The organism is Variovorax sp. EL159 (assembly GCF_900100965.1).
In the GTDB taxonomy this organism is placed as follows: Bacteria; Pseudomonadota; Gammaproteobacteria; order Burkholderiales; family Burkholderiaceae_C; genus Variovorax.
Genome location: NZ_FMUJ01000004.1, coordinates 141,094 through 153,669 on the forward strand (window position 1 = coordinate 141,094; position 12,576 = coordinate 153,669).

General features: G+C 67.7%; 14 protein-coding genes. 3 read left to right on the plus strand and 11 right to left on the minus strand.

The features are described 5' to 3' along the window. The first annotated feature begins 11 nt into the window (after positions 1-11). A complete protein-coding gene (locus BLQ28_RS17750) occupies positions 12-404 on the plus strand; it encodes a VOC family protein (RefSeq protein WP_093242125.1) in 393 nt (130 codons plus the stop codon). A 40-nt stretch (positions 405-444) separates the two neighbouring features. On the opposite strand, the gene BLQ28_RS17755 is transcribed toward BLQ28_RS17750, so the two are convergent. From BLQ28_RS17755 to BLQ28_RS17780, 6 genes are all read right to left on the minus strand, one after another. Beyond that, a complete protein-coding gene (locus tag BLQ28_RS17755) occupies positions 445-1,344 on the minus strand; it encodes a VOC family protein (RefSeq protein WP_093242127.1) in 900 nt (299 codons plus the stop codon). A gap of 34 nt (positions 1,345-1,378) precedes the next feature. Further along, on the minus strand, positions 1,379-2,224 hold the full coding sequence (locus tag BLQ28_RS17760) for an ABC transporter ATP-binding protein (RefSeq protein WP_256327350.1): 846 nt from the start codon (positions 2,222-2,224) through the stop codon (positions 1,379-1,381). Beyond that, a complete protein-coding gene (locus BLQ28_RS17765) occupies positions 2,221-3,087 on the minus strand; it encodes an ABC transporter ATP-binding protein (RefSeq protein WP_093242130.1) in 867 nt (288 codons plus the stop codon). The genes BLQ28_RS17760 and BLQ28_RS17765 overlap by 4 nt, the downstream gene beginning before the upstream one ends. Then, a complete protein-coding gene (locus tag BLQ28_RS17770) occupies positions 3,071-3,649 on the minus strand; it encodes an OsmC family protein (protein WP_093242133.1) in 579 nt (192 codons plus the stop codon). Before BLQ28_RS17770 ends, BLQ28_RS17765 begins: the two co-directional genes overlap by 17 nt. 16 nt (positions 3,650-3,665) lie before the next feature. Continuing rightward, positions 3,666-5,495: an ABC transporter permease gene (locus BLQ28_RS17775; protein ID WP_093242135.1), complete on the minus strand. Its 1,830-nt coding sequence runs from the start codon at positions 5,493-5,495 to the stop codon at positions 3,666-3,668. A gap of 169 nt (positions 5,496-5,664) precedes the next feature. Further along, entirely contained in the window at positions 5,665-6,846 is a 1,182-nt protein-coding gene (locus BLQ28_RS17780; RefSeq protein ID WP_093242138.1) for an ABC transporter substrate-binding protein, read from the minus strand. 171 nt (positions 6,847-7,017) lie between these two features. Here BLQ28_RS17780 and BLQ28_RS17785 point away from each other — a divergent pair, with 171 nt between their 5' ends. Then, positions 7,018-7,656: a GDSL-type esterase/lipase family protein gene (locus BLQ28_RS17785; protein ID WP_093242140.1), complete on the plus strand. Its 639-nt coding sequence runs from the start codon at positions 7,018-7,020 to the stop codon at positions 7,654-7,656. A gap of 14 nt (positions 7,657-7,670) precedes the next feature. Here BLQ28_RS17785 and BLQ28_RS17790 read toward each other — a convergent pair whose 3' ends face one another. The 4 genes from BLQ28_RS17790 to BLQ28_RS17805 all read right to left on the minus strand — a co-directional run bounded on the left by BLQ28_RS17790 (position 7,671) and on the right by BLQ28_RS17805 (position 10,049). Continuing rightward, complete coding sequence (locus BLQ28_RS17790) at positions 7,671-8,186, minus strand: class IV adenylate cyclase (RefSeq protein ID WP_093242143.1); 516 nt, start codon at positions 8,184-8,186, stop codon at positions 7,671-7,673. 361 nt (positions 8,187-8,547) lie between these two features. Beyond that, a complete protein-coding gene (locus BLQ28_RS17795; RefSeq protein ID WP_093242145.1) occupies positions 8,548-8,910 on the minus strand; it encodes a hypothetical protein in 363 nt (120 codons plus the stop codon). After that, on the minus strand, positions 8,907-9,512 hold the full coding sequence (locus BLQ28_RS17800) for a cob(I)yrinic acid a,c-diamide adenosyltransferase (protein WP_093242148.1): 606 nt from the start codon (positions 9,510-9,512) through the stop codon (positions 8,907-8,909). Before BLQ28_RS17800 ends, BLQ28_RS17795 begins: the two co-directional genes overlap by 4 nt. Before the next feature lie 36 nt (positions 9,513-9,548). Beyond that, the gene (locus BLQ28_RS17805) at positions 9,549-10,049 is read right to left on the minus strand and encodes a DinB family protein (protein WP_093243399.1); all 501 of its coding nucleotides are present in this window, start codon (positions 10,047-10,049) and stop codon (positions 9,549-9,551) included. A gap of 83 nt (positions 10,050-10,132) precedes the next feature. On the opposite strand from BLQ28_RS17805, the gene BLQ28_RS17810 reads away from it, so the two are divergent. Further along, positions 10,133-11,557 carry an FAD-binding oxidoreductase gene (locus tag BLQ28_RS17810; protein WP_093242150.1) on the plus strand — a complete coding sequence of 475 codons (1,425 nt, stop codon included), beginning with the start codon at positions 10,133-10,135 and terminating at the stop codon, positions 11,555-11,557. A 103-nt stretch (positions 11,558-11,660) separates the two neighbouring features. On the opposite strand, the gene BLQ28_RS17815 is transcribed toward BLQ28_RS17810, so the two are convergent. After that, positions 11,661-12,563 carry a CsgG/HfaB family protein gene (locus BLQ28_RS17815; protein ID WP_093242153.1) on the minus strand — a complete coding sequence of 301 codons (903 nt, stop codon included), beginning with the start codon at positions 12,561-12,563 and terminating at the stop codon, positions 11,661-11,663. Positions 12,564-12,576 lie beyond the last annotated feature (13 nt).

Here is a 12,576-nt window from a genome sequence, read left to right on the forward strand (position 1 = left end):
AGGAGGTACGTATGCCAGATCAAACCGTTGCAGCCGCCGTCATCTATGCCAAGGACGTGGCCCGCGTGGGCGCGTTCTACGCGAAGGTCGCGCAGCTGACACTCTTGCCACCGGAGCCCGACCATGCGAGCCTGGAATCACCGGCGCTGCAGCTCTTCATTGTCGCGATGAATCCGGGCGTCGCCGCGAAGGTGCAGATCGCACAACCGCCGGTGCCGCGCGAGAACACCGCGCTGAAATTCATCTTCCCGGTCGACAGCCTCGCACGCGCGCGGTCCCTCGCGGCCGAAGGCGGCGGCGCGTTGAAGCCGGCCACGGCCGAATGGGAATTCAATGGCCATCGCCATTGCGACGGGCACGACCCCGAGGGCAATGTGTTCCAGCTGCGCGAACGCGTGGCCTGAACGCGCGCTCTTCGCCGCTGGTCGGGCCCGGGCCTGCGACCTATCCGCCCACCAGGCTGCTGCCCTGGTAGCCGTGCGGGACGCCATGCCTGTCGGCACGGTCCAGCGGCGGCAGGTCGAGTTCGATCAGCGCGCCATGCGTGCGTGCCAGGTCAAACACGCCCGTCGATTGCGGCCGGTCGGTGTGCAGCACCAGCGCGTACGGGCCTTCGCCACGGGCAGCGATCCGCTGCGCGAGCGTGTTGCTGCCGCCCTCTTGCGCGGCCGACGCGTTGTTGTCGCGCGGCGATGAAAGCACGAGCACGCTGCGCCCCAGCGCGATGACCGCCACGCGCACATTGCTGCCGGGCACCGCCACCGGCTCGCCGATGTGGGTGTCGGCATCGTCGGGCACGATGCCGAGCAAGGCGCGGTAGCGCGCCAGCGTGGCGTCGAGGTCGCGCACCGCGATCGCAAGGCTCGCCACACCGAGCGCGCCGTTGGCATGCACGCGCACATCGCCCTCGGGCACGCGCAAGACGCGCGGCGTGAGGTCGCCACACAAAAAGGGCAAGTCGGCCGTCGATGGGCGCGCGGTCTGCCAGCGCAGGCGTTCGCCGTCGGGGCGCACGCGGCCACCGTCGAGCGGGCCTTCGAGCGTGAGGCTGCGCGCCTTGGCATCGGCCACGGTGATCGCGGTGTCGCGCGGCAGCAGCGCGAAGTCGACGATGCCTTCGCCATGCCGCTGCAGCAGTTGCCACCAGCGCTCGTTGGGGGACGGCTGGCGCCATGCGATCAGTTCGAAGTAGCTGCCGTCGCCGAACACCACCAGCGCGTTGTGCGTGGCACGCCCCGGATGGTCGCCGCCGCGCAGCACGTGAAACCCGAGCGCGCCGTAGTCGGCGATGGTGCGTTCGAGGTCGTGCACCGCAATCACGATGTGGTCGAGTGTCAATGGCATGGTGTTCGGTCTCCCCGTGTCCGTTTAGTCGTCTTCAAGAGGCGGTGCGGGCAGCGCCCTCGCCGCCAAGGTAGGCATCGCGGATGCGCGCGTCGGCCAGCAACTCGCGCGCCGGGCCCGACAGCACGATGCGCCCGGTCTGCAGCACATAGCCGTGGTGCGCGATCTGCAGTGCAAGGCTGGCGTTCTGCTCGACCATGAAGACCGAAACGCCCTGCGCGTTGATGCGCGCGATGAGTTCGAGCACCTTGTCGACATACAGCGGCGACAGGCCCATGGTCGGCTCGTCCATGCAGATGAGCTGCGGACGGCCCATGAGCGCGCGCGCCATCGCCACCATCTGCTGCTCGCCGCCCGAGAGCGTGCCGGCCTGGAACTCGATGCGCTCGGCCACGCGCGGGAACAGCTCGAGCATGCGCTCCAAGTCTTCGGCCACGGCCTTGCGGTCGCTGCGCGCATAGGCGCCCATCAGCAGGTTCTCGCGCACGGTCATCGCGGGGAACAGGCGGCGCGCCTCGGGCACCGAGCCGATGCCTTTGCGGATGATCTGCGGCGTGCTCAGGCCGAGCGTGGATGCGCCGTTGAAGTTGACTTCGCCCGAGCGCGGCTTGAGCAGCCCCAGCACGATCTTCATCGTGGTCGACTTGCCGCTGGCGTTGCCGCCGAGCAGGCTGACGATCTGGCCCTTGCGTACTTCGATGTCGAGGTCGAAGTGGGCTTGTACGGGGCCGTAGAAGCTGTTGATCTTCCTGAGTTGCAGAAGGGGCTGCGTGGCGCTGCTGGAAGCGATCGCCGTCGTGCGTTCGGGCAGCCCCTCACCCCAACCCTCTCCCCACAGAGGAGAGGGAGCGAGACCGGAGCGGGCGACGGTGGCGATCATGCGGGCACCGCTTCTTCACTGACCTGGCGTAACTCATGAGCCTCACCCACATGGCGATGCCCGAGGTAGGCCTCGATCACCGCCGGATCGTTGCGCACTTCATCGGGCAGGCCTTCGGCGATCTTGCGGCCATCGTCGAGCACCACCACGCGGTCCGACAGCTGCATCACGAGGTCGAGCTTGTGTTCGATCAGCAGGATGGTCTGGCCGCGCGACTTGAGGCCGCGAATGATCTCCAGCATCTCTGCGGTCTCGCTTTCGTTCATGCCCGCGGTGGGCTCGTCGAGCAGCAACAGGCGCGGCCTGAGGGCGAGCGCGCGTGCGATCTCCACGCGGCGGCGGTTCGCGTACGAGAGGCTGTATGCCGGATGCGCGGTGCGTGGCGTGAGCCGTTCGCCGAAGAGCGCGATGATGGCGTGTGCCTCGTCGCGCAGCGCCTGCTCTTCGCGACGCACGGCGGCGGGCTGCACCAGCGCGAGCGCCAGCTCGGCCAGCGCACCCAGCCCCGGCACGCCGCCCACGCGCGGTTTCACGGCGCGCAGCCGCGTGTGCGCACCGACCAGCACGTTGTCGAGCACCGAGAGGTTCGCGAACACCCGGCCATGCTGGAAGGTGCGCGCCAGGCCGCGCTGCGCGAGCTGCTGCGCCGGCAGGCCGGTGATGTCCTGCCCGTCGAACAGCACCTGCCCGGCATCGGGCCGGTCGAGGCCGGTCACGAGGTTGAAGAGCGTGGTCTTGCCCGCGCCGTTGGGGCCGATCACGCTGAGCAGTTCGCCCTCGCCCACCTGCAGGTCGACCGCGTTCACCGCCGTCAGCCCGCCGAAGCGGCGCGTGAGCCCGCGGATCTCAAGCAGCGATGGCATCGCCCGCCTTCGACGGCGCGTTGGCCGCCTCTGCCTTCGAGTTGACGAGCTTCACTTCGGCGCGGATGGTCTGCGGATTGCGCAGCAGGTTGAGGATGGGGCAGTTGCGCTCCACGGCCTCGAACAATGCGTCGATGTCTTCGCGGCTTGCGGGCGAATCGATGTGCACCGTGTAGCCGATCTGGTGCGGCCAGATCGGCGTCTGCTCGTGGCCCGGCTTGCCGCCGCGCGGATCGATGATGCCGGTCACTTCCACTTCGAGGCTTTCGAGCGGCACCTGGCGCTCGGCCGCCTGGATCAGGAAGATGTGCGTGACGCAGGTGCCGAGCACGCCGAGCTGCAGCTCGGGCGAACTCGGGCCGAGGTTGTAGCCTGCGAAATCGGGTGGGCTGTCGCTGATGACCTGGTGGTCGCGAATGCGCAGGCGCCGCACGCCGCTGCGGCCTTCGGCCTTCACGCTGGCCTTGAGCTGCAGGGGCTGCGCGGTGCCGGCCTCGACGGCGGCATTGCGTGCCAGCACGGCAGCGCGTTTCTCGGCGAGGTAGTCGTTGAGGTGGCTCATGGTGTGTGTGGTTCTTTCAGACAGTGCCCAGCAGGCCTTGCGGGCGGAAGCGGATCAACAGAAGCAATGCGACGCCGTAGATCAGCATCCGGTACTCGGCCGTCACGCGGAACAGCTCTGGCAGGCTCACGAGCGCGACCGCGCCGAGCAAGGCGCCGCTGATGTTGCCGAGCCCGCCGAGGATCACCATCGTCAGCGCGAGGATCGAGATCTGCGAGCCGAAGGTCTCATGGTTGATGTACGAGTACATGTGCGCGGTGAAGGCACCGCTCACGCCCGCCGCGAAACCGCCGAAGCCGAAGGCCAGCGCCTTGTAGCGGTCGGGGCTCACGCCGTAGGCACGCGCGGCCACTTCGTCTTCGCGCACCGCGCGGAAGGTGCGGCCCAGGTGCGAGCGCAGCAAGCGCCACTGCAGCAGGGCCAGCAACACCATCGCACCGAAGGAGGCCCAGTAGATGGCCTCGTTCGACGAGGCATCGCGCCCGAACAGCGAGAGCGGCGGAATGCCCGACACACCGATGGGCCCGCGCGTCAAGCTCTCCCAGTTGAGGATGGTGAGCGCCACGATCTCGCCGATGCCCAGCGTAGCGATCGACACGTAGTGGCCGCGCAGCCTGAACGCCGGGAAGATCAGCGCGGTGCCGATCAGCGACGTGAGGATGCCCGCGAGCACGATGCCCGTGCCCACCGGCAGGTGCAGGTCGAGCACCAGCAGCGACGACGCATACGCGCCGATGGCCAGCAGCCCCGCATGGCCGAGCGAGATCTGCCCGATGGTGCCCGCCACCAGCGTGAGGCTCAATGCCAGCGCGCCATAGAGCCATGCGTTGGTGAGCGTCTGCAGCAGGTACGGCGATGGATCGAAGAACGGCAATGCCACCGCCGCCGCGAACAACGCGGCAAGCACACGGCGCGGTATGTGCCACGGCTTGCTCGGCGCGATGAAGGTACCGGTCAGCGGCTCGGGCGGCAGCGCGCGCTTGCGGCCGAACAGTCCGTTGGGCTTCCACACGAGGATGACCAGCAGCAACGCGAAGGCAAAGAGGTTGCGATACGGCGTGCCGAGAATCGCCACGCCATAGCTCTCGATCAGCCCCAGCAGCAGGCTGCCGACGATGGCACCCGGCACGTTGCCCACGCCGCCGACCACGGTGGCCACCACGCCCTTGAGCGTGGCCTGGAAGCTCATCGCCGGGCTGATGTTGTTGTAGTACATGCCCACCAGCAGGCCCGAGAGGCCGCCCAGTGCGGCGGCGATGGCAAACACCGTCTGGTTGACGCGGTCGACGTCCACGCCCATCTGCTGCGCCGCGTCGCGGTCTTGCGCGGTGGCGCGCACGGCCCAGCCCAGCTTCGTGAAACGCAAGAAGAGAAACAGCACCGCCGCGCTGGTGATGCCGATGCCCGCGATCAGCAGGTCGAGCGCGCCGATGGTGCCGGTGCCGATCTTCAGCCGCCAGTCGGGCAGCTGCGTGGGCAGCGAGCGCGGGTCGGGGCTAAAGACCAGCTGCACAAGGATGTCGAGCACGAAGCTGATGCCGATGGTGGCCAGCAGCGGCGCGATGCGCGCGGCGCCCTGCAGCGGCCGCAGGCCCACGCGCTCGATCAGCATGCCGAGCGCGCCAGAGCCGAGCACCACGAGCAGGATGGTCACGGGCAGCGGCGTGTGCAGGTAGGTGATGCTGGCCCAGCCGATGTACGCGCCGACGGTGTAGACCGAGCCGTGCGCGAAGTTGATCAGGTGCGAGACACCGAAGATCAGCGCGAGCCCGACTGCCAGCAACGCATAGATGTTGCCGATGATCAGGCCGTTGACCGTGTAGTCGAAGAAGGAGGTGAAGCTCATCGGGCAGCCTTGATGAGGGCCGCGCCCCCTCTCCCCGTCTTTCTCCCTCTCCCTCTGGGAGAGGGTTGGGGTGAGGGCACGCGGCAATCAAGGCCGCGCGATGTTGTGATGCCGACTGCCCTCACCTTGGCCCTCTCCCAGAGGGAGAGGGAAAAAGACAAAAGACCGCTCATTTCGACAAGGCCAGCGTCGCCTTCTCATCGACCTGCGCCCACTTGCCATCCTTCACCACCAGATTCACGCTCTTCACGCCCACCACCCGGCGCGTCTGCGCATCGAAGCTCGCCTTGCCGAAGATCACGCTGGGCACGTCCTTGATCTTGTAGAACGCATCGCGCACCGCCTTGCGATCGGCCTTCGGGCCGGCCTGGCGCAGCGCTGCCGCGGCGTACACCACGGCGTCATACGCGTAGGCGTTGAAGGCATCCGGCTCCTTGTTGTACTTCGCACGGAAGCTCTTCACGAAGTCCTGCACCTCGGCGCGCGGCTCTTCGGGATAGAAGGCCGTGTTGGTGTAGATGCCGTTCACCGCAGCGCCGCCAAGCTCGATGAACTTCGGCGAATACACCGAGCCCACCGCGGCGATCGGCTGCTTGAGCCCCACGCTGCGCACCTGCCCCGCGATGAGCGCGCCATCGGGGTAGTAAGAGATGAGCACGAGCCCATCGGGGTTGGCGTCGCGCACGCGCACCAGCGTCGAGCGGAAGTCTTTCTCGTCGGGCTGGTAGCCCTCGGCAATCGCGAGCTGCGCGCCACGTTCCTGCGCGGCCTTCACCAGCACGTCCTTGCTGGTGCGGCCCCAGTCGGTGTTGAGGTACAGCACCGCGATGCGCTTGAAGCCCAGCGTCTTCACCGCGAGTTCGGCCAGCAGCGGCTGCGCGTCGGCCTGGCTGATCGACGGGCTCCAGATGAAATCGCCGCCCTTGGTGAAGTCGGGGTGCGAGTTGGTGAAGCCCAGCTGCACGAGGCCCGCGCGCTGGTAGATGGGCGACGCGGCCATCGAAGCCGGGCTCGAGAAGTCGCCCAGCTCGATGAGCACGCGCTTGTCGTTCACCAGCTTCTGTGCAATGGCCACCGACTGGCGCGGATCGCTCTGGCTGTCTTCGAAGTTGTAGGCCAGTGGGCGGCCGTGGATGCCGCCCTGCGCATTGATGTGTTCGAGCGCGAGGTCGAAGCCGGCCTTCCATTGCGCGCCGTACTGCGCGTTCTGCCCGGTGAGCGGCCCGCTCACGCCGAACCACACGGGTTCACCCGTGGCGGGCGCGGCCCAGGCCACGATCGGTGCGGCCAGCAGCGCGGCGGAAAGTGCGACCACATGGCGCAGGAAACGATGGCGATTGAACAGCGACATGGTGTCGGACCCCGGTAATGAATGAGCGTGCAGGGCCGCGATTCTTCGCGCCTGTGCCTTGCGCGAGAACGAACAAAAACGGAGAGGCTTATGCGCTTTCCGAGCAAAGGCCCGCATGCCCGTGGGCCTTGCATCGGCTCGATGCGGGCCAGCAATTAAGCTGCGCGCAGCATGAAGCGACGACACCTTCTCCAACTGCTGGCCGGCGTGCCAACTGCCACTGCGCTCGCGGCCTGCGGCAAGCGCAAGGCCTCGGCCACCGCGCTGAAACCGGATGCCCGCGTGCTGGCGCTGGGCGACAGCCTCACCTTCGGCTACGGCGCATCGCCCAACGCTGCGTGGCCCGTGAAACTGGGCGAGCTGACGGGCTGGCAGGTCGAGAACGCAGGCATCAACGGCGACACCTCGGCCGGTGCGCTGGAGCGCCTGCCGTCACTGTTGGCCGCGAACAGCTACGACGCGATCCTGATCGGCATCGGCGGCAACGACATGCTGCGCGGCGTGTCGCCCGCAGCCACGCGAAGCAACCTCGCGGCGCTGGTCGCGCAGGCGCGGGCGCACACGTCACATGTCGCGCTGTTGGCCACGCCCGCGCCCGATGCCATGCGCGCTGCCATCGGTTCGCTCAGCGATGCGCCGGTCTACGAAGAAGTCGCGAAGTCGGCACAGGCGCTGCTGGTGGCCAATGTGTATTCAAGCGTGCTGTCGGATGCGTCGCTGCGCTCCGACCGCATCCATGCCAATGCACGAGGCTATGAAAAGGTCGCGCAGCAGTTGGCGGACCAGCTCAAGGCCGCGGGCTGGCGCTGACCGGCCCCTGCCGATCAGGCATTCAGCAGATCGACGTAGGCGCCCTGCACCAGCTGGTCGGCACCGATGCCGAGTTGCGCCATCAGCGCATGCGCCTCGGCAACGCCGGCCTCGGGCGCCTCGCCTTCCTTCAGCACCACTTCGAGTTCGAGGAACTCGCCAAGGCCTTCGACGCGGTCCAGGTGCACGCGCGTGCGGCCGACGATGAACAGGCGGCGCTGCTTGCGCACGCGGCCCACCTGCCCCCAGGCGAGCGTGAGCGATTCGCGCAGCACGTCGGGCTTGTCGGTGGGCGTGATCAGGTAGAACGATTCCTTCGGGCCGCTGCTGTTCGCACGGCGATAGAAGATCAGCTCGGCATGGTCGGGCGCGAAGGTGCGCAGCTTGAGGCGGTCGGCGCTGTCGTTGCAGCGGAAGAAGGTGTCGTCCTGCGCGATCTCGATGGGGCCTTGGTCGGCGAGCTTCGCTGCAATGAGTGCCACGCGTTCCACGCTGTCGATGCGGGCCTTGATCTCTATGTTTCTTGCCATCTCTCTGTCTCGTGTTGAGCTGTGTGCTCGTTTCTTGTTTAGGGTGCTGCCGTTCTTCAGGGCGCGTGCGAATGACACCGGGTACTCCCCTCCGCGAATGTCCCCCGGGGCTGCGCCCCTCCTCCTTTATTTCGCTGCGGGGAGCACCCGATGCCATTCGCACGTGGACACGCTGTGCGTTTGCGGTCGATCAACCAGTGCTCTGAAAACGCTCGCGCTGGCGGTGTGCTCTGCGCAGCGAAATAAAGGAGGAGGCCGCAGGCCGGGAGACATTCGCGGAGCAGAGCACACCGTCGGCGTGAGCGCGCCCTGAACAGCAGCGCAAAAACTCAAGCGCCGCTCACGCTCACTCACACATCAATCAGGGCGCGTTGCCCTGCGGCCCCACTGGCGGCGGCGCGGCACGCCCGCTCGAACCCGGCGCGAGCTTGCGGCCGAAGGCCTCGCCCACATTGCGCACCGGCCGGCTGGCCTTCTCCGACACGCTGCTGATACCGCGACGCGTGGCCGCGTCCGCACGGTTGACGCCACGGCCCGCCGCATTGGTGCCGCGCTGCACGCTGCCCACCACCTTGCCGCTGCGCGACGGCGACTTGATGGTGTGGGCGCGCTGCGCCTGGGGCGGGTTGTCGGCGCTCTGCGCCTGCGCGGTGGCCGGCAGCACGAGCGCTGCGGCCATCGCCACCGTGGCAGCCAGCGAGGCGGTGTGATGAGAAATCTTCATGGCGTCTCCTTGGTGTTGTCTTCGGCTTCGGCCGCTGCCACTGCTGCCGCGCGCGCCATGCGCTCGCTCTTCCAGTAGACGTCGTCGCCGCCGTTCATGCGGTTGAGCACGCGCGCCAGCACGAAAAGCAGGTCGCTGAGCCGGTTGAGGTACTGGCGCAGTGCGTCGTTGAGCTCGGCCGTGGCACCGAGCGCGACCACCGCACGTTCGGCTCGTCGCGCCACCGTGCGGCACACGTGCGCGAGCGAGGCCGCACGCGTGCCCGCCGGCAGGATGAATTCAGCGAGGCGCGGCAAGGCGGCGTTGTGCTCGGCCAGCGCGTTGTCGAGCTGCAGCAGCGCGTCGGCCTTCAGCAGCGTGAAGCCCGGCATCGACAGCTCGCCGCCCAGGTTGAAAAGCTGGTGCTGCACGTCGACCAGCAGCTCGCGCACGGCCTCGGGCATGGGCTCGCACAGCAGCACGCCGATCTGCGAGTTGAGCTCGTCCACATCGCCCATCGCGTGCACGCGCAGGTGGTCTTTGGGCACGCGGGTGTTGTCGCCCAGGCCGGTGGTGCCGTCGTCGCCGGTGCGGGTGGCAATCTGGGAAAGTCGGTTGCCCATGGGCGCTCCTGTTGGCTGCGTGACTGCGGTATGGCGTTACAGCGCGACGGTCGACGCGTCGATCTTGCCGGCCAGCCATTGCAGACCTGCAAGATGCTGCTGGTCGTGGCTGCAGAGGTAGTGAATGAGGCTGCGCATGGTGAGCGGGCCATAGCCCTCGAACACGGCCGTGCGCGCCAGTTGGGCGTCGCTCAGGCTGGAGATGATCTCCATGGTCTGCACGCGCGCAAGGCGGAACTCGGCCAGCACCTTCGCGGCATCGGCCGCGCCGTAGTTTCGCTCGATGGCCAGCGGCTCGCTGTCGATCGAAGCCAGCGTGGGATGCACCTCCGCGAGCGTGCGGCGAAAGCGCACGTGGTAGCCCTCGATCTCGATGTCGCGTACATGGCACAGCTGCTCGATGGCGGTGAAGGCTTCGCTGGGCACACCCTCCCACGAGGGCGGCGCCCAATGCCGGAAGGCGGCGGGAATGGCCGCGTAGTGGGCCTCCAGTTGCGACGGGAAGGCCGCGAGTGCACTGAGTGTGGTGGGGTTCATGTTTTTTCCGAAGCGCATTATGGTGCTCGCTCCGTAAAATGACCGCGCACCCCCGCCCCCATTTCCCTTCAGGAGACACCCCGATGAACGCCCCGACCCAAACCTCGCACCTGATGCCGGCGCTTCATCTGCGCGACGTGCCCGCCAGCCTGATCGACGGGCTGAAGGCGCGCTTCGGCGACAACTGTTCCACGGCGATGGCGGTGCGCACGCAGCACGGGCGCGACGAGTCTTCGTTCGATGCGCCGCCGCCCTCGGCCGTGGTGTTCGCCGAAAACACGCAGGATGTGGCCGATGCAGTGAAGCTTGCGAGCGAGCACAGCGTGCCGGTCATTCCCTTCGGCGTGGGCTCCTCGCTCGAAGGCCATCTGCTGGCGGTGCAAGGCGGCATCAGCATCGACGTGTCGCGCATGAACCGCGTGCTGTCGATCAACGCCGACGACCTCACGGTGACGGTGCAGCCGGGCGTCACGCGCAAGCAGCTCAATGAAGAGATCAAGAGCACGGGCCTGTTCTTCCCCATCGACCCCGGTGCCGACGCGTCCATCGGCGGCATGACGGCCACGCGCGCCAGCGGCACGAACGCGGTGCGCTACGGCACCATGCGCGAGAACGTGCTGGCGCTCGAAGTGGTCACCGCCGCCGGTGAGGTCATTCGCACCGGCACGCGGGCCAAGAAGTCTTCCGCCGGCTATGACCTCACGCGCCTCATGGTGGGCAGCGAAGGCACGCTGGGCGTGGTGACCGAGATCACGCTACGCATCTACCCGTTGCCCGAGGCGGTGTCGGCGGCGATCTGCTCGTTCCCGAGCATCGAGGCGGCCGTGCGCACCACCATCGAAACCATCCAGCTCGGCGTGCCGATCGCGCGCGTCGAACTAATCGACGTGAACACGGTGCGCATGGTGAACGCCTACGCCAAGCTGGGCCTGCGCGAAGAGCCGATGCTGCTGATGGAATTCCACGGCTCGCCCGCCGGCGTGAAGGAGCAGGCCGAGACGGTACAGGAGCTTGCGAGCGGCCATGGCGGCAAGGCCTTCGAGTGGGCCAGCACGCCCGAAGAACGCACGCGCCTGTGGACCGCGCGGCACAACAGCTACTTTGCGGCGGTGCAGTCGCGGCCCGGCTGCCGCGTGATCTCGACCGACACCTGCGTGCCGATCTCGCGCCTGGCCGATTGCCTGCTCGACTCGGTGGCCGAGGCCGATGCCAGCGGCATCCCCTACTTCCTCGTCGGCCACGTGGGCGACGGCAACTTCCACTTCGGCTACCTGCTCGATCCGAACATCCCCGAAGAGCGCGTGAAGGCCGAAGAGCTGAACCATGCGCTGGTGAGCCGCGCGCTGGCGCTCGAAGGCACCTGCACCGGCGAGCACGGCGTGGGCCTGCACAAGATGGACTTCCTGGTGACCGAAGCGGGCGTGGGCGCGATCGACATGATGCGCACGATCAAGCGCGCGCTCGACCCGAAGAACATCATGAACCCCGGCAAGATCTTCAACCTCTGACCGGCGCAAGACCCGCGCCCATCGAAAAAAAGCCCGGCGGCTCGCAAGAGCCCCGGGCTTTTTTGCGGCCTGCCTTCCGGCTGGCCGCGATGTGTGCGGTCGATCAGTTGTTGTTGCTGCGGCGACGCGTCGGTGCCTTCTCTGCCGGCACATAGGTTTGCGACGGTGCCGCGCCGCCGTCCACGCCCAGGCGGCCGCCGCCGCCGAGGCCCTGGCCGCGCACGGTCTGCGCCTTGTAGTTGCGCAGCGAACGAACCATCTGGTTGAAGGCGTCCATGAAGGCCGCGGCAATCACCTTGCCCTGCGCCGTGTTGGTGTAGCCGCCCAGGCCGCCGCCCGCGCTGCGGCCGGCCAGCGCACCGAAGGCGCCGAAGTCGGTCTTGGAGGCGCTGCCTTCCGAAGCCGCGACCTGCACGCCCGAGCGGTTGTCGATCAGCGTCAGGAGCGCGCTGGCTTCCTTGGTCTGCATGCTGCCGCCGAGCTGGGCGAGTGCGCGGCCACGGCCACCACCCACCAGGCCGCCCAGCGCGCCGCCGATGCCGCCGGCATCGCTGTTGCTGAACACGATCTCGGGCGACAGGCCGTAGTCGGAAGCCACCATCTGGCCGCGGCCGAAGTTGCTGCCGCCGCGCATTTCGCCGGACTGCTGCAGCGCGCGTTCGCGCGTCATGGCGTTCATGCCGGCCGCGCCGCGCTCGACCACGATGAAGCAGTTGGATTGCTGCACCAGCAAACGCAACAGATTTGCAGTAGGCGGCAGGCGGTATTCACCGGTGAGGATGGTGTACCAACCCGCGCTCTGGTTCTCGATCAGCGAGACCGTGCCGAGCGGCGATTCGCAACGCTCCAGCTGGCTGCTGGCGTTGTCGGTCGACCCGCCTGCCGCGCTGCCCGTGGCCATGGTCTTGGCCGACTGGCTGCCCATCTGCATGTCGGTGGCTGCACAGCCAGTGAGAAGAAGCGCGCCTGCAGCGATGGCTGCAAGCGGGAACCTTGTGAACTGCATGGGGGACTCCCTC